The organism is Halonotius sp. F2-221B (assembly GCF_046719765.1).
Taxonomy (GTDB): domain Archaea; phylum Halobacteriota; class Halobacteria; order Halobacteriales; family Haloferacaceae; genus Halonotius.
The window spans coordinates 1-24,427 of the sequence record NZ_JABEBY010000018.1 but is presented as its reverse complement, the minus strand read 5'-3'; the positions used below and the strand labels follow the sequence as shown (position 1 = coordinate 24,427).

Below are 24,427 nucleotides of genomic sequence, written 5' to 3'. Positions count from 1 at the left end.
AACTGAATGATAATGCTCGCTCTGCACATTTAATTAAGATAAAACGACTGACGACTATCTCTGGAGAGATTTTTTATTATATTATATTTTCCACACAAATATTTATACAATATTTTATCAATTGATCCACTATGAGTGTAAGCCAGTTTGATTTGGTCTTATTCGGAATTCCGGCACTAATATCAGCAGGTGTTGCAGTGGTTGCGTGGCAACACCGGTCGAACCCCGGTGGTAAGCCACTTGTTATCCACGGGCTTGCGTCAACCGTCTGGATACTTAGCTACGGAGCAGGCACCAGACTAGACAGTCAACTGATTGCTCCTCGTATGTTGGGCGTTTCGTGGCTTGCTGCGGTTATAGTGGCGTTTTCCGGTATGTATGTCGCTGCAGAGTATACTGAACGAACGTGGCTCAAACGGCCAATCGCACTGGGCAGTGTTGGTGGCTATCTCTGTCTTGAGGCACTACTAATCGGACTCAATCCTGGCGGCCTGTTCTATACCCGTGCGCCGATGGTTGTGCAAAATGGGACACCAGTCTATGAGTTTGGTGCCTGGTGGGCAGTTCACCTGTTTGTAGTATTTGTCGCAGCCACTGCTATGCTGGGGATGTTTCTCGACGCATATGTGACCCAGAGTGGTGCGTATCGCCAACAGGCCCGTGCAATACTTGGCGGTGTCGCAGTCATCTATCTGGCGGCTATTATTGAAGTCGCCGGACTTGAGCCGTATCCAGACCTGTTATACAATGCAACGATGGCCGGGAGTACGGTTCTGTCCGTGACCTTTCTCTGGGCACTATTCTACGTAGATTTTCTGGAATTAATCCCTACCGCACGTAGGGTGCTGTTAGAGGATATAGACGATGCTGCAGTTGTCCTTGATCAGCAGGACCGTCTCGTTTACGCCAACCGGGTTGCTCATGACCTGTTTGGTACTGATCTAGAGTACGTTGGTATGCCAGCAGACGAATTTGTTTCCTCAACCGGAGATCAAGATCTCAGCCAGCTCACCGAGATGGACAATGGTAAGATAGAAATCAAGATCATGCCCAACAGTGAGAAACGACACTTTTCTGTGACAGCCTCAACAGTCGGCGACGACGAGAGACGCCGTGCATTCGTATTGCATGAAATCACGGCAGAAAAAGAGTACAGACAGCAAATTGAAGAGCAACGAGATAATCTGGATATTCTTAATCAAGTGTTGCGTCACGATATCCGGAACGATCTCCAACTGATACTTGCGTATACAAAAATGGTCGCGGACATCATAGATGATGAGGAAGCAGAAACGCATTTGCAGACCGTCCATGAAAATGCAGAGCATGCCGTTGATCTCACAAAGGTAGCCCGAGAGATGGCAGCTGTCATGCTCTCAGCGGAGCAAGAACTTGAACCGATCAGTATCAGTTCGGTAGTACAATCTGAGATTGAACAGGTCAGGGAAGCATATCCAGACGCTAACATCATCTCTGCTGCGGAGGTTCAGCAGGTATCTGTGCGAGCTAACGAAATGTTAGGCTCTGTGTTCCGCAACCTACTGAAGAATGCAATGCAGCATAACGACAAACCAGTTCCGACCGTTGCCGTGTCATCGAACACAGAGGAGGGGAGTATTAAAATCCGAGTTGCAGACAATGGCCCAGGCATTTCTGACGCCGCAAAGGAGGATATCTTCGGCAAGGGTGAGAAAGGACTCGACAGTGAGGGTACCGGAATTGGGCTGTACCTCGTCAAGTCGTTGGTAGAGAGCTACGGTGGTGATGTTTGGATCGAAGATCGCGAAGAAGGCGACGTTATTGATACTAAAACACCCGCCGATACCCCTTCTGAGGGTGCGGTGTTTGTTGTTGAGCTGCCGACGGTACGGAGAGATTAGTTGACTGACGCTCAGAGTTGCGCAACGACTACAGTCGGCTCGTCCACCGGTAGACTCACTCAGGATGAACCGGCTCTCGATAGTCCGAACACCGAGCGAAAACACGCTGCTCACCGTCAGACTCGTACTCAATCAATACCGACCCAGCTGGGAGTATCGAACCGCAGAACGGACAAACGCCAATCGACTGATCCTGGTCGGCCATACGGGAAGAGGAACTTGGAGCGTGTGACGACCCGCCAAGTTCCAACTGGGCATACAAATTGCATCTACAAAATACTCATCCACCCATAGCAAAGCTGAACAGGACGATACAACGCGGTAGGGCCAGTTCTGTGACGAATGGCTTCTCCAGACCACCACTTGTTTGCCACCGGAACAGAGAGGCTATCCAGCGGGTGCGTAGTTCAGTTTGGCAGAACAACCGGAGTGCGTCTCACCAGCAGGGCCGTGAGTCCGCGCGGCACGGCCACTGACTGCAACGCTGGTAAGGCGTCCGGAAGGCCATAGGTTCGAATCCTAGCGTACCCATCAACATATCAACTGATCCGCGTTACTCTTGGTTATACTGGAGATTCATCACCCACTGGGTGAACACATCGCTTTGCGAATCGACATCATCCTCACCGATAAGCGGTGAGAGCATGTCACCAGCCATCAACAATCGGTAATCGAGATCCGTATCGGTCGGTGTCAGATAGTATGTCTTCCTGCCATTGTACATCGTCTCCGTGCGCTCAATCAACTCAGCTTCCAACAGCCGATCAACGATGCGGCTCCCCGTGCGCGAAGAGACATCCAGTCCTTTCCAGAGCTCACTTTGGTGGATACCGCCAGTCTCCTCGATCAGTTCCAGTCCACGGTGCTGGGACTCAGATAACTCAACAGTAGGTTCAGCAACGCTCACATAATCGCATAGATCCGAATTTCACTAAATCTGTCGATAGAAGTCTCCTAACCAAGAAATAATCTAGATTCTAAGTTGTGAATTTTAGGCATTTGTCGGCAAGGCATACTCCTCAGCCAACTCCACGAGATCATATACGTGAATCCCAGATTTGAACCACAGTACCCGGTCGTCCATCCCTTCGAAATCGTCTGCCGAGCAGTCCAATCGTTCTGAAACCGCCACCACGAGATTGGCTGCGTCTGCTTCCCTGATCTTCGTCAACTTCTCTGAGAGGTACTCTGGCGTCCAGAAACCAACGATTTCGAGGATTACACGCCGACCATCAGGATGCTCAATTGCAAAATCAGGCAACATCACCTCTGCGCCGAGATCGATGACATCATCCTCACGTACGAGATCCCAATCGGTGTTCGCTCGCTCCCACTTGGTGGCGAGTGTCCGTTCAACATCGCTGTCAAAGTCGCTCTGTGCCGAATAGTGTGAAGAGAGGCCATCAGTGTGATCCAACGCAAGCGTTCGGCGGTGATCCGTTGTTCCGGTCGTCTCGTCGAGAATCTCTGCCTCCATCTCCCAGCGCGTACACAAGGGCAGAGCTGGCAGGAAATTCGCCATCCGAATGCCGTACTTCCGCGATTTCGAAAACAGCGAAGCGGCACCATCTAGCACAGCTTCGTATCCATCGGCTCCGTCCGTACTCTCAACCCTGCTTCCGGTATCATCAATCGGATAGATCCGATGCATCAACCCAAAGAGTTTGACGTAGCTGAACACCGTCGAGAAATTGTCCCAGACGCGAATCCGCATCTCCGTCGCATCGTAGAGAACAGCCTGCGCTAACGCCAGATTGTAGCGGGTGAGTAGCCACTCGACGGTGATCGTATCATCGGCATACGATTCCGCACTGTCACCGGTGAGCTGTGTGGTCGTCGTCGTCTCATCGTCGTCATGGCCTTCGATGGCCTGGTTGCCGAAGCGAACGAGCCGTTTGTTTTCGTCGAGGTCAGCGTACATTCCTTTGTAGCACTCCTCAAGCGAGATCCCGAGTCGGTCAGCGACGTTGCTGTAGATATCCAGTGGTTGGGTATCATCGCCGAGTGTCGGTTGGCGGACGACCGGATAGGAGTCGTTGGCTTTCTCGAACAGTCGCCGACGGATCTCCTGTGGATCGACCGGGGCGATAACTTCGAACTCACACTCGTCTTTGAGTAGTTTCGCCAGCCCTTGGACGATTTTGTAGTCCGTATCGGCGATTGTCAACTCGTCAATCGTCGCCTCTAACTCGCCTTTCGGCTCGCCCAGATGCTCGGTGAAGATGTCGATCAGTTCAGCTGCCGTCTGTTGATATCGCTCCTCGTCGGGATCGACAAACAGCGGGGTGACCGTGTCGCCGTCCGTCCGGGATCGGGCGAGGTCGGCAGTGAGCATCAGGCCACCCCCTGTCGGCGGCGATCCGACACGTAGGTCTCCATCGTATCTTCGGTGATGATCTCATAGAGCCGAGCGGGTTGGCTGTCGTCAGTCGGGCGGAGAATACGGCCGAGTCGTTGAGCGTACTGCCGTTTGGACGCACTCCCAGAGAGGATGATCCCGACGTTGGCAGCCGGGACATCGATCCCTTCATCCAGAACTTGTGAGGTGGCCAGCATCGAATATTCACCAGTGCGGAACCGTTCCAAGATCTCGGTTCGTTCGTCGGTGGCTGTCTGGTGAGTGATACAAGGGACAATGAACTCCTGGGAAATCTCGTAGGCGAACTCGTTGTTGGCAGTGAAGATGATCGTTCGGTCGTCGTAGTGCCGTTTCAGGAGGTTATCGAGGGTGTCGAGTTTCTTCTCGGCGGTGCGGGCGATTTTCTCGGCTCGTTGTTTAGCGATGAGAGCTCGTCGGCCTTGCGGGTCATACGAGGTTCGTTTGAGAAACTCCTGGTAGCCGTCTTCCTTCCAGAGTTCGATATCGTGAGTATCGATATACTCGCGGTAAATCTGGTACTCTTCGTCGTAGGTCTCCCGTTCGTCACCGGTGAGCTCAACCTGTAGGTGGATCGTCTCGTACTCGCTGAGGTACTCCCCAGTCAGCTCATCGACGGCCTCCTGATAGACGACCGAACCGAGCAGGTCTTCCAGGACTTCGTGTTGTTCGTCGGCCCGTTCGTAGGTAGCAGTAAGCCCGAGGCGATACGGTGCTATCGTCATCTCGGGGATCTGCTGGTAGGTGGGTGCCGGGAGATGGTGGACTTCATCGACGACAAGCAAGCCGAATCGGTCGCCGTACTCGTTGATGTACCGATAGGCGGAATCGTAGGTCGTGACCGTGATCTCGGTGACGTTGTGGCTACCGCCTCCGAGAACGCCAACACCGTCTGGGAGTTGCTCGCCAAAGGCGTTGGTAAGGGTGGCATGCCACTGATTCATCAGGTCAATCGTCGGGACGACAACAAGCGTACTGACACCGGCGTCAGCGATAGCCTGGACGGCGAGGAACGTCTTGCCGCTGCCAGTTGGGAGGACGACACTTCCACGTCGGTCGTTATCCCGCCACGCTGCCAAGGCGTCCTGTTGGTAGTCTCGTGGTTCAATAGCGACCGATGGCGTGAGATCGAACTCAGAATATGAACGAGCAACATCCTCGAATTCAGCGAGACTCGCCGTCGATTCCCGAAGTGTGGCTTGCCCGTCACCGGTGGCCCACTCGTAGATCCCTCGATAGTGCTGGGCTTGAGCCCGGTACTCCTCGACACGGTCGTCCCATTCAGCGTGAGGGACAGTATCGGGAGCATCCGCAAGCAAGAGAGTGCCGTCGTCGAACGAGAGACGCATTCGGGTCGGCCTACAGTGGGGACGTACTTGTCGCTGCTGGGTCAACAGACAAATGAATCAATCATCTATCGACCAAACCACTAACGGCGTATATTCGCTTTAGACGGTCGAAATCAGGGGATTTACACTTGGAATGTGGGGTGTGCAGTGGCATACTGACCACAGCTGTGCTGGTGCACGCTGGGAATACTGTAATTTAGTGTACACACTCGACTATCCGAGCGGCCTTTATTACTTCTTATATACCACTTTTATATTAGTGGGTGCTGTATCTCCGATTGTACTACTAACACATGGTCAAGCCGACAGAAACAATCGAAATCCAGAACGTCGTTGCATCCACAGGGATCGGTCAAGAACTTGATCTCGAAGCACTTGCGACCGACATCCCAGGAGCCGATTTTAATCCTGACAACTTCCCCGGGTTGGTCTATCGAACGCAAGACCCAAAGGCTGCCGCACTGATTTTTCGCTCCGGTAAGATCGTCTGTACCGGTGCATCGAGTACCGAGGAAGTGCACGGCGCACTCGATATCGTCTTCGAGAAATTGCAGGGGCTGGGGATTCCAGTCGGTGACGATCCAGAAATCACCGTCCAAAATATCGTCTCCAGTGCAGACCTCGGCTACAGCCTCAATCTTAACGCGCTCGCAATTGGACTTGGACTCGAAGATGTCGAGTACGAGCCAGAGCAGTTCCCAGGGCTCGTCTACAGGATGGATGATCCCGAAGTCGTCATTCTACTCTTCGGCAGTGGGAAAATCGTGATTACCGGTGGCAAAACGCCAGAAGACGCCACTGTAGGCGTCGAGAAGATGACCGAACGGATTGACGAACTCGGCTTGGCAGGCTGATTGTCGGAGACCACGTCACACCGATTCACTGCTACCTTGCCAGTCGCACGATCACAAGCTGATCCCACGAGGTTTGACTCCAAAGCAGTTTACGACCCGTAAATATATGCGTTTGCGGAAACGCATACGTATATGTATGACAATACGCGCAGCAGTATTCCTCGACAAAGGTGGTACCGGAAAAACAACTACTACAGCTCATCTTGGGCGAGCACTCACTGAATTAGGTCATGAAGGAATCTTGATTGACTTGGCAGGGAAGCAGTCGGATCTCGCCAAACAGTTCGGTCTCTACGAACCACAACAGACGGCAATCGAGAATGACGAGGATTTCCCTAACCTCTCATCAGTATTCGACGACGACTTTGGAAAACTCGTCAAAATGAACGGTGCTGATGCCATCCTTGATCGTTTAATCTACGAAACAAACGAGGGCATCGATCTGATCCCGGCACATCCAGGACTCGATAGTGTCGATGGTGAACTGAACAATGTTGAGGATCGAGAGGATCGCTACGGTCGGTTAAAAGCGTTTGTAGACGAATATCTCGAAGACCGATATGATTTTATCCTAATCGATCTACCGGGGTTATCTAGGATTGTACCCTACAATGGGGTGTGGGCAGCTGAAAACATAATCGCACCTGTAGAGATGGGGAGTTACGAGTTTGGTCAGGTTAAGCAACTAGCTGAGGATATCGATAAATATCGTTCGAACTGGGATATCGATGCAGAACTTACCATGGTAATACCAAATAAATTCGAGCGAGGAACCACTCTCGCTGACGATTATATGAACCGCTATCAAGAGGAGTTCAATGGCGCAATGGCACCCAACCCGGTGGCAAAATCACAAGACATCAGAAACGCAACTGAAGCAGGAAAGACTATTTTCGAGCTCGAAGAGCCCTCGGCTACAGCCAGCCGTGCAAAGGAAGCTTACCTCGCCAACGCCAATGAACTAGTTGATCGTATCGGAGGTGAACAATGAGCGACGACCTACAAGTACCCGATAGTATGAAAGATGATCGCGGTAGTTCCCTCGATGAAGAAGCAAAAGCTACCGAGCGTTTTGTTGACGACCTCGCAGAGGCGATGGGTCGGATCGAGTCCGGTGATGTATCAAAAACTGTTGCATTTCGTGATGAGCGCACAGCCGCACTCTTCCAAGCATTAAAACAGAATCCTGAACGGCTCCAGTCAACGGTCGAAACTCTACGTGCCGAGTTAGGGTCTAACAATGATTCAAAAGGTGACCGTAGTGAATTACTGCGGTTGTTAGTTCGATATAGCATTCAGGACGTAACACCAGAGCTCGCCGAAGCTGAAAAGCGGGCACGGGTTCAAAGAGTCGAGAACGACTACTAATTTGTGTTTGCGTATGCGTTTGCGTTTGCATTTTCGTATGCGTTTACGTTTTTAAAAATGACTTTGTATCTAGACTTTTACACGAACCTCTGTCGAGAATCACGAGCAGCTTATTACCGAATCTTGTCTGAAGAGATTAGAGGAATCAAACCGTCGCTTTCTTGTTGAACGAACTAGCGATTGTCTTGTCCCGGTCAAAGAAACTCATCCATAGTCGAGGCATCGACATAGTATTCTGAGCAGAAGCACAATCGGTTGGGCAGTGCTCTCTCCACTATGGTAACAGTCTGCAATGGTTATCGTCCTGTTCACGTCGGCTTGATGCTAACAGTCGTCGTTCGGGCATCGAAACGTCACCGGTGTGTGGTCTCGATACTATTGAGGTCAATTTCATCAAGACGGGAAATATTGGATAGTACGCTAACGGCCGCTTCGGTCTCAATACCGAGTTCGTATTTATAATAGTGACCGCCTTGAGACCCATCGTTAAATTCAGATCGAATCATTATGCCTTGCATATCGAGATCATGGAGTTGATCTCTCATTCGTCGCATAGCGAGAATATTGAAATCAATTTTTTTCGCCATATTTTTATAAATCCCATAGATGATTTTGGTTCTAGCTGGAGTATCGTTTGATAATTCTAGTGCGGTTGTTGCAGCAAGGGCGAGATGACCTTGAGTTGTGAGACCTCGCATACCCTCCTCAACTCGCTCTTTCTCGATCAATGCCTCAGCTTCCCTAACATGAGATTCCGTAACCGTTTCATCACCCTTGGAGGAAGCAAGCTTTGCAGCCTTGCGTAGGTACCCGATAGCCTGTCGTGCCGAACCTTTGTCTTGTGCAGCAAAAGCAGATGCTATTGGTATGACATCATTCCCTAGCACATCTTCATCAATGAACGCTTTTTGAGCACGACGTTCAAGAATTTCTCCAAGTTGTTTAGCATCATACGGAACAAAATGGACACTTTCATCGTACAAGGAGTCTTTGACTTTAGGTGAGAGGTTATCTCGCCACTTGAGATTATTTGAGATACCTACAATGCTCGGGTAGACATCCTCGTCAACATACCCTTTTGATCTTGCACGGGGAATAGAATAAAGAATTTTGTCATCTGTTCCAATATTATCAATTTCATCTAAAACCAAAATAATAGTGCCACCTATTTTGTTAAATTCCTCAAACATTCGATCAAATGCCTCTGACGTACTAAGTCCATTCATACGTTCACCGGTGAGCTGATAGACGATTTGATTAACAACCTGAAATGAAGTAGTCAAGTCTTCACATGAGACGAATAGCGTAGTGAGATCAAGGACATCGGATTCATTTTCTGCGTGATACTCAAGTTCGGATAGCTCAACTTGTGCAGCCGCAGTTTTTCCCTGTCCAGCCTTACCGTAGAGAAAAACATTGTCGGCTCCAGCACCCCGTGTTGCTGGAGCAAAGGCGGATTCAAGCTGGCTGATCTCGTCATCTCTTTCAGGCAAGTCGTCTGGAGTCCAATCTTCAGACAAGACTTCTTCGTCTTCGAAGATGGTCGATTGGCCTGCATATTTAGAGGGCATAGAGAACTACTAACACGGGTGGTACTTAAAACCCCCGCGTCCGGAGTGTCTTCTGTGTCTGGAGAAGAAATCTGACTTAAAACACACACCCCCCACCACGTCCGCTGTATCTCAAGATAATACACCTAGGGTTCCGGTTGTGCAGACGGTCGTGGCTAGTTGAGAGGCCGTTAGACTCTGACAAAGTAATCGCTTAGAATTACACCTAATATGACCGGTATCTTTATTACCAATACTCAACAACCAAACCCGTAATGGGTAGTAAAGTAAAGAAAACACGAAAACACTCTCTTTGTCACGGGAATTTGCTTTGCGCTACCCGTTATATTTCGTTTACTCCTTCAAACAGCGTTTTTTAGACTCTCTTAACGCTGTTTATCCTATCGACCCCTGTTATTTTCCGCTACTCTGCGGACATGGTGGGGTGTGTGTGTTTTATAAGTGATCCACTCTGAAGACTCTACGGACATGGGGGGTGTTCCGATATTCCACGAGAATCATAGTAAAATATTCAGACGAATCTACGGGGTGAGTCACAGATCTCGACAACAAAATCTTCCCATCCAGAAATCCACTTCTTGGCTATCTCGATCCATCTTTTGCTGTTGGCTCTCACACGTGAACGCAAAAAACCTCCCTACAACTCACTAGAATTCAGTATCTTACCAAACTTTAATCCCATATATCCTCGTTTTGTTTGGTAAGAATGCCAGCAGAACAGCCTCAATCACCCGAGAGTCTCCCGAAGTACCTTGCCGAAGGTGTTCCCAAACAGGACGACAGTACGCTTCGAGAGCTGCAGGGGTGGATTGACAAGTTGATCGAGTACCGAGCAGATATCTCGGCAGATGAGATCGAGGTCGCCGAGGAAGAACGTCTTGAAGCAGTTGATGACACCGGTGAGACGACAACGGTCATCAAGAAAGTGCCCTGTGGCAAGGAATCGTGCTCAACATGTCCACACGGGCCGTATCGATACGAGGTTCATCGTGATGGAGGCAGTCTCGTCTGGGATTACAAGGGTGCTGTCAATGAGTGATGGTGATGATGCATCTTGGGCTGCACTGCGGGAAGATCTCCGTGAGCATTACGCCACCGGTGACGTGATCAAAGGGCCGTCAGAGCTAGCTGACCGGGACGATGTGAGTGAGGGTTCGCTACAAGAGCACCTTCCTGATCTCCTCGACCACGGGTTGAGTGACGGACACCGACCGGTTATCGATTCAATCTCTCGTTCAACGTTGGTGGCGAACGGATGGATGATTGCTACCCGACGTACGTGGTTGATCCTGACCTCCGCCCGGATGTTAACAAGGCGGCGAAACCCCCCAAAACGGCTCACGAACATCATTTCAGGACACCCATCCCGGACGATGAGTACCCAACTAGCCCCACGGGTAGCAACTGGTGTGTCTATCATTGTGGCTTAACTGACCCTGGCCCTTAGATTCAAGATGCGTTACCCTCTTTATCAGGGCTCGAATATCGGGATGAATACCATGACTACGCCGACCTCAACCCCTTGATTGGTAGTGGTGACCATAACTAGATTCGATTAGGTTCGAGCTTCCACAGCAGCGGCTTACTGCGTACTCAGAGGACGGCGTAGCGACCTAAATATCGTTTGCTGGTTTAAATGGAGTAGCTGATATGTCTCCCATATTAACCGCTTCTTCAGTTTCTAAAACATACTTTGGTACGACTTCCTTTGCTGGATTCTCCGGCATAGGATCGTTATTTCCAGCCTCGTAAACTATCTCAACTGTAATCTTTTGTAGCGGGTTTTCAACGTCGTCAATATGTGAAGGTATAGACCCATCCACTGCTACGTCATCAATAGTTAGAACACGCTGAAAGAGCATTTCACCATTCACACCGAGATAATATTTGCCCACCTCTACATTTCGGTCGGAAACCTCGATTAGATGCGTATTATTAAACCATATGTGATCGGGCTGACCTCTGATTCGAAGCCAGTCTGGCTCGTACTCAGCCTCTTGTTTCTTTTCAGGTGTGGGCCGCATCTCGATATGAACCATAAACTCCAATTGTTGTGTTCTTACTTTATAACTTGCTGTCAGGTTGGTTAGAAATGTACCCATAGCATATATACGGACAATGATTCTCGTGGAGCATACCATAAGGGAAAATATTACAATTAATTATCTTTGATCATGGGCGAAATTTTATCATCACTAACCAATAGCTTCAGACAAGATGGAAGAACCGGATGATGAAAAAACGTTTAGAGAACGTGTAGAAGAGGTACGTGAGCAGAGGGAAGATGATTCATCTAATAAAAAATCATTTGTTGAGAGAATTCGCAGTCAAAAAGATAGAGAACCCGGTGACAAAAAGTCGTTTACAGAGCACGCTGATGAAATAACTAGTGGAAACGCTTCCGATGATGGAAGAGATAACCGACCGTACAGCCCTTCCAAGAAAGACTCATCAACCCCCTCCGGTTCAAAAAGTACCAAATCGGCCAGAGACCAACGGCCCCCTAAAATTCCGTCAGTCCCAGACTTATCGATTAATTACGACAATCTAACTCTTGGAGAACCTATTGGCGGCGGTGGTAACGCTGACGTAATAACAGCAGAATACCCGATACCTGATGGTGATATGATTTTAGCTGTCAAGGAACCCCGAATCTCGGGGACTCTCCATGCGGATCAAGCTAAGCGAATGATTGACGAAGCCGAAACATGGGACAAATTAGATGATCACGACCACATTGTGAGTGTTCTGGATTACGGCGATGCCCCGCTTCCGTGGATTGCTATGGAGTACATGGATGGTGGTCATCTTGGTCAACAAGAATCAATCTGCATAGAACAAGCCCTCTGGACTGCTATCTCAATCACACGCGGCGTGAGACATGCCCACCGTCGCGGGGTGGCACATTTAGACATTAAGCCTGAAAACGTGCTTTTCACCACTGTTGAAGATGCGTGGGCCGTGCCAAAGGTCGCAGACTGGGGGCTTTCCAAGCATCTTCTCCACCACTCGAACAGCATGGAAGGCGTCTCCCCACAGTATGCTGCACCCGAACAGTTTGATGAGAGTTATGGAGAGACCAATTTGAGCACCGATATCTACCAACTTGGAGCAACTCTATACAAGTTATTCACAGGCGATCCGCCGTTCAAGGGATCGCCAACGAAAGTGATGCGAGCCGTAATGGATGACGCTCCAACCCCGCCAAGCCAAATCACTGACGTGCCCAAGTCGTTAGATAATGTACTTTTGACAGCAATGGCTAAACAGAAGGAAGATCGGTATGATGATATCGTATATCTCCGTGATGATCTTCAGGATATATTTGATAATCTCAGCAAAGAAACGACAACAAGCTCGGTGAATACCACCGCCGTGAGTGCATCTAATTCGACTTTACCTGAGTCTAAGCAAGCGATCCCATCAACAGACTCGCTTTACGCTAACCAAGGCCAAGAGTCGTCCAGGGGGGATACTTCTGAAAGTGCACGGGTTGAAACTGGGGAGTTAATAGTTGAGCTAATAGGTTTTGAGTTTTTAGACTCGGCGAATATGATGTATGTGTTTGTAGAATTACAAAATAAGACGGACAAAAACTGGTCTCAATTCAGTATTAATGCCTTTTCAGTCTCTTGTGTAGATGGATACAGCTATTCGGTACAATCTGGTGGTAGTTTTAGTAACATTCCTTCGGGTTGGTACTGCCCGCATGCAGACATTCATTCAGGGTCTAAAGCCAGAATGATAGTGCCATTTGAAACGCAGGAACAAATTAAGCCTGAAAATATTTTTATCAATACTTATCTGGTTTCTATTGGTTCACATATCGAAGCAGAAATGAATGTTTCAGAGGAAGCCAGAAAGGTTTTGAAGGGGTCTCCAGACTCTGTTTCTACAGATGAATTGCATATTAATCTTCACTAACTGAGTTTCATCCTATTTTGATCGAATGACGTGTTGTTTTCTGTGATAGAGTCGTGTCCCCTGATTTAGTGCTGTTAAATCCGCCCAACATTCCTAATTGCTCAATTAAGATTCAGTATAATGAGTCCCGACTGCTATCAGCTATTCTCGGGCTCGTATCCCTCTGCTTGTAAGGAATTGAGAACGTCATTGATCGATTCTAACACTTCATAGAAGTTCTCTGTTGTGCGACCAGCGTTGAGAAATCCACTACTATCGGTATTCTCAACGATTAGATTGGCATGTGCAACATCATTCCGAAGTTCTCTGATATCGTTGAGACGATCTTTAGCTTTCCTCTCTCTTGAGAATCCACATGCAACCCAGCATTCTTTAACGCTTGAAACGATTGTGCAGAGTGTTGAGAACTGTGTGTAGTGAATTTCTTCTAGTGCGACATTCGCATCTTGTGCTTCTGCATACCGTTTTTCGATCTCTTTGATGATATCTTCTTCATTCAGCGTTGCTTTCCAGTCAGGTATTCGATCAAGGATCAATTCTCTAAGAGTTTCCTCAAGATATGTTATCCGATCAAAGAGATATATTCGTGCAGGCGTTGTATTAAGATCAGCGCGGGTGAGAATACCGTCAACTTGTCTATGACCGCCTAAGAAGTATACCGGCTTCTCAATCAGAGCTGAAACCATACCTAAAAATGTGGTGTCACCACTAATTATATATTCAATAGTGAGTGGCGTGAGTGACTCTTCAATAGCGATATTTTCCTCTTTGGTGCTCACATCGTCCTTGTGGACGAACCCAATGGGATCTTCTGATATGTAAACTGGAGCCGCGTCATATCCAGTTTCCTCAAACCAATTCGCTGCTTCGCTATTGGATGTATCCTTTGAGAGTGTTTCAACGGATTGAGTGGCGAGTTCTGATGCAGTGCAATCATACAGGTTCCGTGCCATAATCGTTAATTGATTATTGAGTATACTCAAATCCAAGGGATAATATTCAGAGTATATTGGTTGCAAATCCATAATTTTATCACCACTAAGTATATAATATAATCTAGTTATGTCTAATAAGAATTTATCTTCTGCAGGAGGCGGTGTTGAGTACCAAGTTGTAGATGAATTATTCCCAATCGAAGATCTTGAGACATCAGTTTTCCAACGGCGAGACGCAGAATTAGCTCTTGATAAGGTCAATAGAGGCTCTTTTATTACTGTTTCTCTAAACAGTTTAGCCACCGGTTATTTTCTTGGTCAACACCCACTTACCGTGATTTCAATTGACAATCTTCTGCAACTGGTAGCATCAACGGTTGATCATTCACTTGACCGATCAATTGAGAGTTTTGATCTTATGCAAATTGGAACATTATCTACTCGCTCCATGAATCATTCACTCCTCGACACTGGGATATCTGATTTAGTCCACACTTGACTCCGTCTTTTAATTCTCCTATTAAAGAGGGTAATTTCCTACAAAGTTATCTTATTCTGCAACTTAGCCAGGTTTTGTTTTATATTTTATTGTGAGTTACATTTATGTATGGTGGAGATGGATTAACAATCAACTGTATATGAATTATTCTGGATTAACTCGTCGTTCATTACTCTCTGGGGTGATTGCAGCGTCAAGTCTACCATTTGTTTCTGCCCAGCAAGAGAACCCTTCTGAGGAAAATTACTATATTGGGTTTCCATTGGAACTAAATTGGGAGTCTAAGATTGATTACGATGCTGGAGATGTTGGTGGAAAAATAAATCAAACTGTTTTTGTCGGAATGAGTAATTTTGGAAATTCGAATGGTAAACTTGCTGCACTTGATATTGACTCTGGAAGACGGATGTGGTCAATCGATCTCCCGAGCGTTGTTGGAACCCCTTATACTGATGAAAAAACTGTATTTGTCACAGGAAGGAATAATATATATTCTATAGATCCTAATGCGGGGTCTAAGATTTGGGAGGTGGAATTCGCCCAAGGACAGCCACTTCCATATTTGTCTATTCAGGATAACTACATATTTGCGGCAGGAAGAGGATTTAAAAACAGAAAAAATAGTGATGGGTTCCGTGTTACACCAGGTGAATTAATGTGTCTTAGGAAAGATAATGGAAAGAATAAGTGGTCAAAAAGTGGCAAACCGGTTGTTGGTATGGATACAAAAAATGAAAAGATATTTGCAACTATTGCTGAGGAAAAATACACCTCAGAGCTTGATATTATAGAATCTGATGGAAGTATTCATGCATATAATCAAAAATCTGGAGAATTATTATGGAATACTGGAGATTATTCTCTTACAGGATATCCTCAAGCTGGAGAATCTCATCTTGTGGGGATTGGAAAGGATGGTACAATCTATGGGTTTGATTATTCTGACGGACAAAAACGCTGGGACTTGAGCGTCTCGAATAACCAATTGAATTCCACAATGATTAGTAATTTATTATATATTGGCTATGATGACGGGGTAACATTAGCTGTGGATATGGGAAACCAATCAATTGTTTGGAAAAACAAGTACGATAGAGCAGTTCAATGGATGAACAAGAAAAAATCTAATAATATACTATATTTAGGGAGTTCAAATGGTTCTATCCGAGCAGTTGACAGTAGATCTGGCCAAACAGTATGGAGTCATACCTTACCGACCACGGCGGCACCGCTTATTACAATCCATAATGATACTGCGTTCTTTAGTGGTGAAATGGACTCTGTTTATACATTTGCAGGTCAGCGCGCCATTGCACAAAAAAATATCAGCAGGGTAAAAAATATGAGCACGTCATCTGTTGTTAATACGTTTGAAGAAATATCTGGTCAGGAGAGTTCTCTTTCACTTGCTAAATCTGCATTTGATAATAGGGAATATGAAAATGCACAAAAATTTGCTGAAGAAACTGAAAGAAAAATTCAAAATATTGAAACATCTGGAGCATTTTTAGGTGGTATTGGTGTTCTCGGAGGAGCTGTGGTTGCTATTAAGAAAGCTAAAGAACAGGCGCATAGGAAGAGTGTCCAACAGGATTATGATGAGGCTATTCAGCGTGCAAATGATATAAACGAAAGTGTTGATTTTGATATTGAAATCGAATCCCGGATGAGGGAAGCTAGTCCTACGAACTACGACTCGATTAATGAGGCTGAAAAGGCTGTTAGTGATTTTAATAATTACTTACAAGATACAAGCGAAGCGATCCGACAACACAGTAAAATCGAACAAAGAATAAAGAGTCTATTTGAAAAAGATGAGCCTATTGATATTAATGTATCGACTACAGAAGCTATTGAGATCATCAGCCGGGGCGATCCTCCTGGTGAAGCCAAAGAAAAGCTTGAAGAAGTTTCCCTTTTCCTTGATTGCTACGAAATAAAAAGTTCGCTCAATATACGACTCGACTCAATACAAAATACAAATATAGATTTAGAAACAGATACTCTTCAACAAAATATTGCTGAAATAGACATAAATGATAACCCCTCTCAAGCAATCAATATGCTTAATTCGTATGAGAAGACAGTAGATATGGTTGAAAGAATAAATAAATTGTATGGATGGAATTCTTCACTACCACTTCGTGGAGTTATAACTGGACTCAATAGAAAAATAAATAATAAAAAAGTTGACGAGAATTCAATACAACAGAAGATTAAAGATTTTGAGCAAATTAAAACTTCGGCCGAGAATGTTATAAATTTTGTCGAACAAATAGATGAGGACTATCCTCATATTGATATAAATGAAACCTTAGAAAGTCTAAACGACGCAATTTCTAATGGAGATGTTGAAAAAATAGATTCGTTAGAGAGGAATATAGATGATATAATAAACACTACGTGGGTTTCTGAAGATCTATTTCAGTACGACTGGGAAAGCTTCGAACATCTAGTTTCCCGTCTGTGGAGCGATATGGGTTATTCCACCACAGTAACGCAAGCTTCGAGTGATAGAGGTATTGATGTTGTCGCTAAAAATAATAAGGAAACTGTTCTTATACAAGTCAAGCAGAACAGCACCGGAAATAATGTTGGTAGACCCACAGTGCAAAAAACAGCAGGTGTACTTTCAGGTGACAACGCTGACCGTGCGATAATTGTAAGTTCAGCTTCATATACTAACACAGCGATTGAAGAGGCAAAACGTCATGGTAAAAAAATAGAATTAATTTCTGGACAACAACTTCTAAATATGTTAAGTGATTCGAGACTACCTCCGCCTGAATAATACGATTATTTGCAAGACAAGTCCATTGAATAATCTACTAATTTGCATTACTGATTATCAATTAACCATTGATTGACTGATTTTATCTTCTATTATCTTACCGAGATATGGTTCAATCGCGGAGTAATCTGACCACCCCACACCAACATCATCGTTCGCACATCAACTCCTTGCTCGATGATACGGTACGTCGCCTAACTTCGGCAGAGGTCGTGAATAGAGATTAATCGCCATCAATCACTATGTCCCTCGTCGGCCAGCTGCTTGGTTGTCTCTTTCACCTACCGGCGGATAGACGGTGTTGCCACGGAGATGATTGACTCCGTAGCGTCTCGGTCACGCTCGCTACAGAACCGTTGAATGCTCTCAGCCACTTCCTCGGGAATCCATGCTTCTGGTTTTTTTCCACCGACCTTCGTGTTCTTCGCTTGAACTTCGAAGAGCCATATCACAATAGGTGTGGTTGAATCTTGATAGATATCATTTCCATGTTGAGCTTCTAATTCGGCGATTTCGTTTTGGTACTGGATTTGTCGAGTGATTCGATCTTCAACCATCGATTCGGAATTCATACACACTATTGTAGCACGGGTAGATTTCTAATTGTTTGTAGCACCCTCTATCTACACTCCCTCTTGCGATTAATATAAAATATATGTTATTAATTTAAATACTCTTCTCTCCTTTTGCAATCAAATTAGATTCATGCTTTGGACGGAGTTGGACTGGGCCGGTCGCTTATAATTCTACAATTGGAAAGTGAGACAGTAATTGTCGACCGTTGGCGCGAGCGAGATAATCTGTTCTCGACGTTTGAGTTCAGCTCGACGTGTTTCGATCCGATCTTTGAGTTGTTCTAGCCGTTCTTGCTGCCCTCGAATGGCAATATCCATGTCTGAACCCGCCTCAGCTTTCCGCTCGTATTCTTCGATAAAGGACTCAATCCGCTCTCGTTCAGCCTGTGCATATTCATCGAGATTTTCTAATTCCCGAGTGGTTTCCTCGTGGCGCATCTCTTGGAGGTCAGCTTTGATTTCGTTCACTTGGGCACTTACATACCGGTCAGCTGCTTTTCTGAGTTCGTCTCTGGTATCAAGGACTGCTCGCAGGTCATCCATATCAGGTTTCGCGGTTACCGTGTCTCCCTCGATAACCCGCTCACCCAGTACTTGCTGTGCGTCCTGTTGATCGACATCGACGAAAACTGGGAGTGTCTCTTCTCGCACAATCTCTCCAGTCCCGTCCTCGAAGGCGACGCGATAGTTGTACGTGATCCCTGGCGTATCGACAAACGGGAGTAGCTTGATTCCAACCTCACCACGAGAATCATCAAGCACTCGCGTCATGAGTTGTTGAACAACATCAGTGTCTGGGGCGATGTACGTGATATCCTCGTGATCCATGGCGAAGTCTCGGTCGAAGGTGAATGGGCCGTAGGGTTCACCTTCTGTGGTGGGATGTAACTCCGCTGGCAGTGTGGCCTCATACAGATTTGTCCCTCGTTTCTCGAATTCACCGCCAAACGCCTCGACAGCTTGCTGGAAGAACTCTCGAATATCCCCTGCACTTCCATAGACATCCTCAGAGGCATCGACGACTTCCTGGATCTGCTGGCGGCTTTCCGCATCGAACGTACTCGTATCGACGAGGCTTCGCTCATACCACTCCTCTAGGGTTTGCTGTCGCTCTTCGATCATCTCCTCTAATTCTTCTTTCGTGGCACTGGGTGGATCGTCATTCTGGATCGATTCCATGATGAGCCCATCAACATCGATATCATCGAGAATCCCGAGCACATCGGCCGTATTCCCGAGTTTCGTGCGGATCTCTTCGACCTTGGTTTGGAGCATCTCGAAAATCTCGCTCTCACGGGTATCCTCGAACAGGAAGTTCCAGACTTTCACTTCCTTGTTCTGTCCGTACCGGTGGATACGCCCGATGCGCTGTTCGAGCCGGTTGGGATTCCACGGGAGTTCGTAGTTAGCCATGATGTGGCAACTGTGCTGGAGATCGATCCCTTCGCTGGCAGCGTCCGTAGCGAACAGCAACCGAGATTGGCCGTGATTGAATTCGTCTTCGATCCGCGCTCGCTCGTCTTTGTCTACATCGCCGTGAATAACGAGAATCTCATCGGCCCATGGTTCGTCCTCGACGAAGTCGAGTAGGTAATCGAGGGTGTCCCGATACTCGGTAAACAACAGGAGCTTCTCGTTTGGCTGTTCCTCAAGCAGTTGACTGATGAATCGCCGCACTTTCTGAGCTTTTGAATCGACGGGGAGATCTTCTGCGAGAGCGACGAGATCGCGCAGTGTATCGATTTCCTCTTCGAGTTGCGCGTCATTACTGGCTATCGTCAGTCCGGCCAGTTCGTTTTCGGCGTCTTGTTTGGCATCTTCATCGAGGTCTTCGCCATCAAGATATGCTTCAGCATCTGCAGAAAGCTTCTCAGTCGCAGCTTCCTCATCTAGTAGGTCATCCAATCGACGCCGGAGAGTGGCATGAATCGCTCCAACACTACTCACCAGCCGCTTCTGCATGAGTGCCATGGCGAACCCGACGGCGGGTTCGTTCAACTTGTCAGAGCGGTTGTAGACGTTCTTCACGTAATCGGTGACGGCACGATAGAACTGCCGTTCATCATGTGTCATCGAGACAGAGACAGAGTTGACCTCTCGATCCGGGAAGATTCGCTCACCGTCGTCATCGAAGATATCGGTTTTCCCTCGCCGGATCATCACTCGGTCAACCGTCTCTTGGGAGAGTTCTTGATCCTCGGCGACGAGGAACGGGTCGATATACTCAACGAGCGAGCGGAATGCCTCACCTTTTCCATCGTGTGGCGTCGCACTAAGCAAGAGCAGTGAATCTGAAGTTCCGGCGACGGTATCGATTGTCTTGGCTGTCTTGCTCGGTGACTCGCCTCGCTTGGCGGCCTTGTGTGCCTCATCGACAACGACCACATCCCAGAAGGCGTCCTGCAGTGCGGGGCGGAACTCCTCTTGGCGCAGAAACGCCATACTTGTGACGAGCTGCTGGTGATCCTGATTCCAGATATTGGCTTCCTCTCCGAGCCGTCGCCGTTCTCCTTCGACCCACGCCCGATCAGCGACGGTCAGGTCGATATCAAAGAAGCGATCCATATCTCGAATCCACTTCTTTTGGAGATGGGCTGGCACGACGAACAAGACACGATCCGCACGGTTGCGGGCCGAGAGTTCTTTGAGGATGAGTCCTGCCTCAATCGTTTTCCCGAGTCCAACGTCGTCGCCGATAAGTGCTCGCTGGCGGAGCTTCTGCATCACCCAGTTCACGCAGGCGAGTTGATAGGGCTCTAATCGGACAAGTGAATTTGAGATGCTGAGCAGTTGCCCTTGCTCGTGGGCGAGTTTGAGCTTCGTTGCTTGCGTGTGAAGATCGAACCACTGTGCGGAGACAGCTTCGTGATCTGGATGGTAGTCTTCGAGCTGAAGATCACCGAGCCCGTCGATACCGGACTGTTTGGCTTCGATATCCACGTCCTCAAGACAGACTGTTTTCGTGCCATCGCCATCGATGTAGACTCGAAGATACTCGATATCACCGACGGTTTGGGTCTGAATAACCTCTGCAGAGCGGCCGTTAAGAAGGACTTGCTGTCCGGGAGAGAATGCGATATCGCTCATCAGGGGCTATAGAAGTCAAGAGAACACGATGTCTTGAATGTTGGCGGCCGTCCTACAACATCTCCAACGATTAGAGTACGTCAGGGCCAGTGCCACAGGGCGTCCCAGATCCATCACCCAGTTTGTCGCGGGCCAGTTTCGGGATTGCCGACAAAAATTGTCTTCCCCGGTTCACTCGATTTTGTTAGCGTCTCACTCGTGTCAGAGTCTCGTTGGTAAAGCGAGGCAACGTCATCGTCATAGTCGATAAGGTACTCGCCACCTCGGTTGCCACGGAGATACAAGTGCAGCGTATCTGCACCGATATACTCGCCATCGCCTGTGACTGGCAGTGGTCGATCTTCTGGAGGCTGCTCACCAGGCGGGCTAACGTGAACGACCTCAATTGGCGTTCGCCAGCGATACACCTTCATGTAGTCACCCTGTTCGAACCACGATGGATCGTGATCCCAGCCAAACACACGTAATCTCCCCTCACCAGTTTCGGGATCGCTGTATCCTTCGGTAACGAAATTGCGTGCATTCAGTTCGTCTTCGAGCCTTGGCCGTGCGTCCGAAATCTGCTTGTAATAGGATTCAGACCCAGCCATTGACTCTGTGAGGTCAGCTTCTGCTTCACTGGAGACTTGGATAGTTACGTCATCGGCTGTCTCGTGGACAATGAACGTCTCTTGGCGGAACAGGAGGTCTGGATACCAGTTATCTTGGCCAACCTCAACGGCGCGGGTATCCTCAAGACACTGGTCAACGACCGCTGTAACTGCGTCAACGAGATCCGTGTGGACTGCGTCTTTATCACTCGTCATTTGAACTATGTCTCTGTCTGTACAGTCAACCTTGGAGGTATTATAACTCAGCGGGGGCAAGGAGAGTATCGTCCTCATCCCGGACGGTTATATTCCAAGACCCACAGTCCTGACACACCGTTTCCCCTCGGGCTACCCGTCGCACTGTCTTGCACATTTGCCGCCGTCCACCGATGAGCCCGCAATTCTCACAGTAGAATCGATACTGAAGATCGTCCTCGTCGAACGATGAGTCCTTACGCCACTCTGGGACTTCATCAAGCACGCCGTTTGGCCCTTCGACACGGAGGTCACTGTCACATTCACCGCAGACAAGATTTCCGCAGATTGCACGCTGAACACCCTTACTCCACCGGTGTCGCCCGCCGATGAATCCACAGCCCTGCAGACAGTAGAACCGATATTTGTAATCCTCGGGCTGAGTGTCATAGTGAGTACTGCATCGACCCGAGAGGTTTAGCGGCCCTACCCACTCTTTGAATGAGTCACCATGTCCGGGGTCAACCCCGGAGGTCTGGTGCTGGTAAGCGTGAACAAGTTCGTGGCGAATCGTCTCTTCCATTGCTTCGAACCCGGCTCGCTCAAAGGTCTTTTCGGAGAGCCGAATGGTGCTATTGCCCGCTCCATCAGACGAACACACGCCGTGCTTTCGCTCCATCCGCGTGCTCGTCTCGAAGGTCACCCGGTTGAGGTTAACATGCTCAGCAGTGAGCGGCCACTCGTCACGGAAAATCACCTCGTTCGCATATTGCCGCGCGCGTTCAGAGAGGTCATGAGCATCACCGAGGTGACCAGCCACAGACATGTATCACTGCAAGCGGTCAGGAGACAAAATCGTCTCGGATACCGCTCGTTTGGAGGTTGAACTGTGGGTGGCTGTTCCACCCGTTGACATCAATCAACCTGTAGACCAGTTGGGTTGATTCCGTATTTTTTGAGCAATGGGAGTAATTCAGAGCGTGGCGCATCTTCGGGATCGTCATATTGCGCCGCTATCTCTGCGAGGTCCTCAGTATATGCGTCGTTTATTCGAGCCGCCTCAGCCAACCCGTCGTCGGTAAGCGTCCAGATCGGCGACATATCGACCGATTCTTGCTCGTCGTTTGGCTCCTCGAAGATGTTTAGCAGTGATGCGGATTTCAACTGGAGGGGTTGCTCACCTTCCTTCGTAATGAAGCCACGCTCGTGGAGGCGGTCTATGGCCTGCTCAACATCGTCTTCTAGCTTCGCTTTGAGTTCATCGAAGCCCTCCCAAGTCTGTGTGATCTCTTCGAGTTCGTCCTTCAACGAGGCAGCGGTCACTATCAATTCCATCGTAGAAGCTTCTTTCGGCTTATAGTCGTGCTTATGCCGTTTGTCAGGATACGACAGTTCCTGTACTATCAATCGCTCTATCCACGTGTCTGTCTCCATGGTCAGGGCCAATCGCTTAGATGTGAAGAAGGAGGCGATAACATTGAAGACTCTTGCCGAAATTAGTGAAACAAATTTATCGGATTGCTATCAAGATGGGCGGTGCGAGATGCACAGCGCGTATCTTGCAGAGTAATCTGCTTAGAACGTTAGCCCGAATTATTCATTTCAAATGGTAGTTATACCAAATATTCACCGATGAATTTCGTCTTCAACATCTTTTATTACATCAAAGTCAGCATGATATTCTTCCCCTTCTGGTAATTCTTCAGTCAAAATATCTTTATAACCCGAAAGAAGAGCACTCAACATCTCTCGATGCTTATTCTCAAGCTCCAATTCTACACTGCTCTCACCCTCTGGTAGCTGGTCGTCCAGTTCACCACTGATCTCTTCGCTCGTGTTAAGAACAGCTTTTATGGCCTTCACATGCGCTGAACCAAGCTCAACTGTTTCTGATTCCATTGCACTTTTGTCCTGACATGGAAGAATAATGGACTTAACGGTGAATCGGATTTTGTAGTTTCCTTGTTGAGTATAACCTATGATTTCATACGGTAGTTGAGCAAATTAGTCCCTCCGACCAAAACTGACAAAAATACTATCAGACCAACAAAGAGCAGTCCGATTAATTGGTCGCGTCGCAAAGTCCTCTAGAGTTTGCCTCTGGTGTTTTCAGTTGAGAGGTCACAGCTCATTGCTGTTTTGGTTGATCGCTGGAGCAGTTCGTCAAGGAACAACTGGTAGTGAGATGAATCGGCGTACTTCACCAGCCGAAGTTGGAGCAACGCTTCTAGCCCCTCTGCTGTCCAGCGCATCCACTGGTTCTTACACCGCTTGCTGACTTCCCCCATCAGCCGTTCGACGGGGTTCGAGGTCCACGGCACCTCGAACCCCTCGATAGCTGCCTCAGCAAATGTCACGATTGACGGCAACCACCCATAGAGATATCCCGCTGCCTTCTCTGATCCGTACTGATCCAACTGCCACGCTGTCTT

20 protein-coding genes, 1 tRNA gene and 1 pseudogene are annotated in these 24,427 nt (G+C 47.9%); 9 read left to right on the top strand and 13 right to left on the bottom strand.

Annotated features, from left to right (window positions below):
• Nucleotides 1-131: 131 nt before the first annotated feature.
• Both HKK80_RS12780 and HKK80_RS12775 read left to right on the top strand, forming a co-directional pair.
• Nucleotides 132-1,880 (top strand): histidine kinase N-terminal 7TM domain-containing protein, encoded by a 1,749-nt coding sequence (locus tag HKK80_RS12780; protein WP_411799982.1) that lies wholly within the window; start codon nucleotides 132-134, stop codon nucleotides 1,878-1,880.
• A 396-nt stretch (nucleotides 1,881-2,276) separates the two neighbouring features.
• Nucleotides 2,277-2,411: transfer RNA gene (locus HKK80_RS12775), tRNA-OTHER, on the top strand.
• A gap of 22 nt (nucleotides 2,412-2,433) precedes the next feature.
• Here the strand turns inward: HKK80_RS12775 and HKK80_RS12770 are convergent.
• The 3 genes from HKK80_RS12770 to HKK80_RS12760 all read right to left on the bottom strand — a co-directional run bounded on the left by HKK80_RS12770 (nucleotide 2,434) and on the right by HKK80_RS12760 (nucleotide 5,606).
• Nucleotides 2,434-2,787, bottom strand: a complete 354-nt coding sequence (locus tag HKK80_RS12770; protein ID WP_411799981.1) for a helix-turn-helix transcriptional regulator — start codon at nucleotides 2,785-2,787, stop codon at nucleotides 2,434-2,436.
• 84 nt (nucleotides 2,788-2,871) lie between these two features.
• Nucleotides 2,872-4,215, bottom strand: a complete 1,344-nt coding sequence (locus HKK80_RS12765) for a DUF790 family protein (protein ID WP_411799980.1) — start codon at nucleotides 4,213-4,215, stop codon at nucleotides 2,872-2,874.
• Complete coding sequence (locus HKK80_RS12760; RefSeq protein ID WP_411799979.1) at nucleotides 4,215-5,606, bottom strand: DEAD/DEAH box helicase; 1,392 nt, start codon at nucleotides 5,604-5,606, stop codon at nucleotides 4,215-4,217. The genes HKK80_RS12765 and HKK80_RS12760 overlap by 1 nt, the downstream gene beginning before the upstream one ends.
• Nucleotides 5,607-5,899: 293 nt before the next feature.
• On the opposite strand from HKK80_RS12760, the gene HKK80_RS12755 reads away from it, so the two are divergent.
• From HKK80_RS12755 to HKK80_RS12745, 3 genes are all read left to right on the top strand, one after another.
• Nucleotides 5,900-6,460: a TATA-box-binding protein gene (locus HKK80_RS12755; RefSeq protein ID WP_411799978.1), complete on the top strand. Its 561-nt coding sequence runs from the start codon at nucleotides 5,900-5,902 to the stop codon at nucleotides 6,458-6,460.
• Between the two features lie 136 nt (nucleotides 6,461-6,596).
• Nucleotides 6,597-7,451 carry a ParA family protein gene (locus tag HKK80_RS12750; RefSeq protein ID WP_411799977.1) on the top strand — a complete coding sequence of 285 codons (855 nt, stop codon included), beginning with the start codon at nucleotides 6,597-6,599 and terminating at the stop codon, nucleotides 7,449-7,451.
• On the top strand, nucleotides 7,448-7,828 hold the full coding sequence (locus HKK80_RS12745) for a hypothetical protein (protein WP_411799976.1): 381 nt from the start codon (nucleotides 7,448-7,450) through the stop codon (nucleotides 7,826-7,828). Before HKK80_RS12750 ends, HKK80_RS12745 begins: the two co-directional genes overlap by 4 nt.
• Before the next feature lie 353 nt (nucleotides 7,829-8,181).
• On the opposite strand, the gene HKK80_RS12740 is transcribed toward HKK80_RS12745, so the two are convergent.
• A complete protein-coding gene (locus HKK80_RS12740; protein WP_411799975.1) occupies nucleotides 8,182-9,399 on the bottom strand; it encodes a Cdc6/Cdc18 family protein in 1,218 nt (405 codons plus the stop codon).
• Between the two features lie 706 nt (nucleotides 9,400-10,105).
• Here HKK80_RS12740 and HKK80_RS12735 point away from each other — a divergent pair.
• Nucleotides 10,106-10,438: a hypothetical protein gene (locus tag HKK80_RS12735; protein WP_411799974.1), complete on the top strand. Its 333-nt coding sequence runs from the start codon at nucleotides 10,106-10,108 to the stop codon at nucleotides 10,436-10,438.
• Nucleotides 10,439-11,012: 574 nt separating this feature from the next.
• Here HKK80_RS12735 and HKK80_RS12730 read toward each other — a convergent pair.
• On the bottom strand, nucleotides 11,013-11,438 hold the full coding sequence (locus HKK80_RS12730) for a hypothetical protein (protein ID WP_411799973.1): 426 nt from the start codon (nucleotides 11,436-11,438) through the stop codon (nucleotides 11,013-11,015).
• 178 nt (nucleotides 11,439-11,616) lie between these two features.
• On the opposite strand from HKK80_RS12730, the gene HKK80_RS12725 reads away from it, so the two are divergent.
• Nucleotides 11,617-13,323, top strand: a complete 1,707-nt coding sequence (locus tag HKK80_RS12725) for a serine/threonine protein kinase (RefSeq protein WP_411799972.1) — start codon at nucleotides 11,617-11,619, stop codon at nucleotides 13,321-13,323.
• A 137-nt stretch (nucleotides 13,324-13,460) separates the two neighbouring features.
• Here HKK80_RS12725 and HKK80_RS12720 read toward each other — a convergent pair whose 3' ends face one another.
• Nucleotides 13,461-14,276, bottom strand: coding sequence for a CBS domain-containing protein (locus HKK80_RS12720; RefSeq protein WP_411800014.1), 816 nt, complete (start codon nucleotides 14,274-14,276; stop codon nucleotides 13,461-13,463).
• A gap of 109 nt (nucleotides 14,277-14,385) precedes the next feature.
• On the opposite strand from HKK80_RS12720, the gene HKK80_RS12715 reads away from it, so the two are divergent.
• Nucleotides 14,386-14,757, top strand: coding sequence for a hypothetical protein (locus HKK80_RS12715; protein ID WP_411799971.1), 372 nt, complete (start codon nucleotides 14,386-14,388; stop codon nucleotides 14,755-14,757).
• A 139-nt stretch (nucleotides 14,758-14,896) separates the two neighbouring features.
• On the top strand, nucleotides 14,897-17,548 hold the full coding sequence (locus tag HKK80_RS12710) for a restriction endonuclease (RefSeq protein ID WP_411799970.1): 2,652 nt from the start codon (nucleotides 14,897-14,899) through the stop codon (nucleotides 17,546-17,548).
• A 281-nt stretch (nucleotides 17,549-17,829) separates the two neighbouring features.
• Here HKK80_RS12710 and HKK80_RS12705 read toward each other — a convergent pair whose 3' ends face one another.
• The 7 genes and pseudogenes from HKK80_RS12705 to HKK80_RS12675 all read right to left on the bottom strand — a co-directional run.
• Nucleotides 17,830-18,120: a hypothetical protein gene (locus tag HKK80_RS12705; RefSeq protein ID WP_411799969.1), complete on the bottom strand. Its 291-nt coding sequence runs from the start codon at nucleotides 18,118-18,120 to the stop codon at nucleotides 17,830-17,832.
• Between the two features lie 174 nt (nucleotides 18,121-18,294).
• The gene (locus tag HKK80_RS12700) at nucleotides 18,295-21,210 is read right to left on the bottom strand and encodes a helicase-related protein (RefSeq protein WP_411799968.1); all 2,916 of its coding nucleotides are present in this window, start codon (nucleotides 21,208-21,210) and stop codon (nucleotides 18,295-18,297) included.
• Nucleotides 21,211-21,323: 113 nt separating this feature from the next.
• Entirely contained in the window at nucleotides 21,324-22,016 is a 693-nt protein-coding gene (locus tag HKK80_RS12695) for a hypothetical protein (protein WP_411799967.1), read from the bottom strand.
• 40 nt (nucleotides 22,017-22,056) lie between these two features.
• Nucleotides 22,057-22,821: a SprT-like domain-containing protein gene (locus HKK80_RS12690; protein ID WP_411799966.1), complete on the bottom strand. Its 765-nt coding sequence runs from the start codon at nucleotides 22,819-22,821 to the stop codon at nucleotides 22,057-22,059.
• A gap of 89 nt (nucleotides 22,822-22,910) precedes the next feature.
• Complete coding sequence (locus tag HKK80_RS12685; protein WP_411799965.1) at nucleotides 22,911-23,429, bottom strand: hypothetical protein; 519 nt, start codon at nucleotides 23,427-23,429, stop codon at nucleotides 22,911-22,913.
• A 192-nt stretch (nucleotides 23,430-23,621) separates the two neighbouring features.
• The gene (locus tag HKK80_RS12680; protein WP_411799964.1) at nucleotides 23,622-23,894 is read right to left on the bottom strand and encodes a hypothetical protein; all 273 of its coding nucleotides are present in this window, start codon (nucleotides 23,892-23,894) and stop codon (nucleotides 23,622-23,624) included.
• Between the two features lie 188 nt (nucleotides 23,895-24,082).
• Nucleotides 24,083-24,427 (bottom strand): annotated as a pseudogene (locus tag HKK80_RS12675) (ISH6 family transposase); the annotation flags it as partial.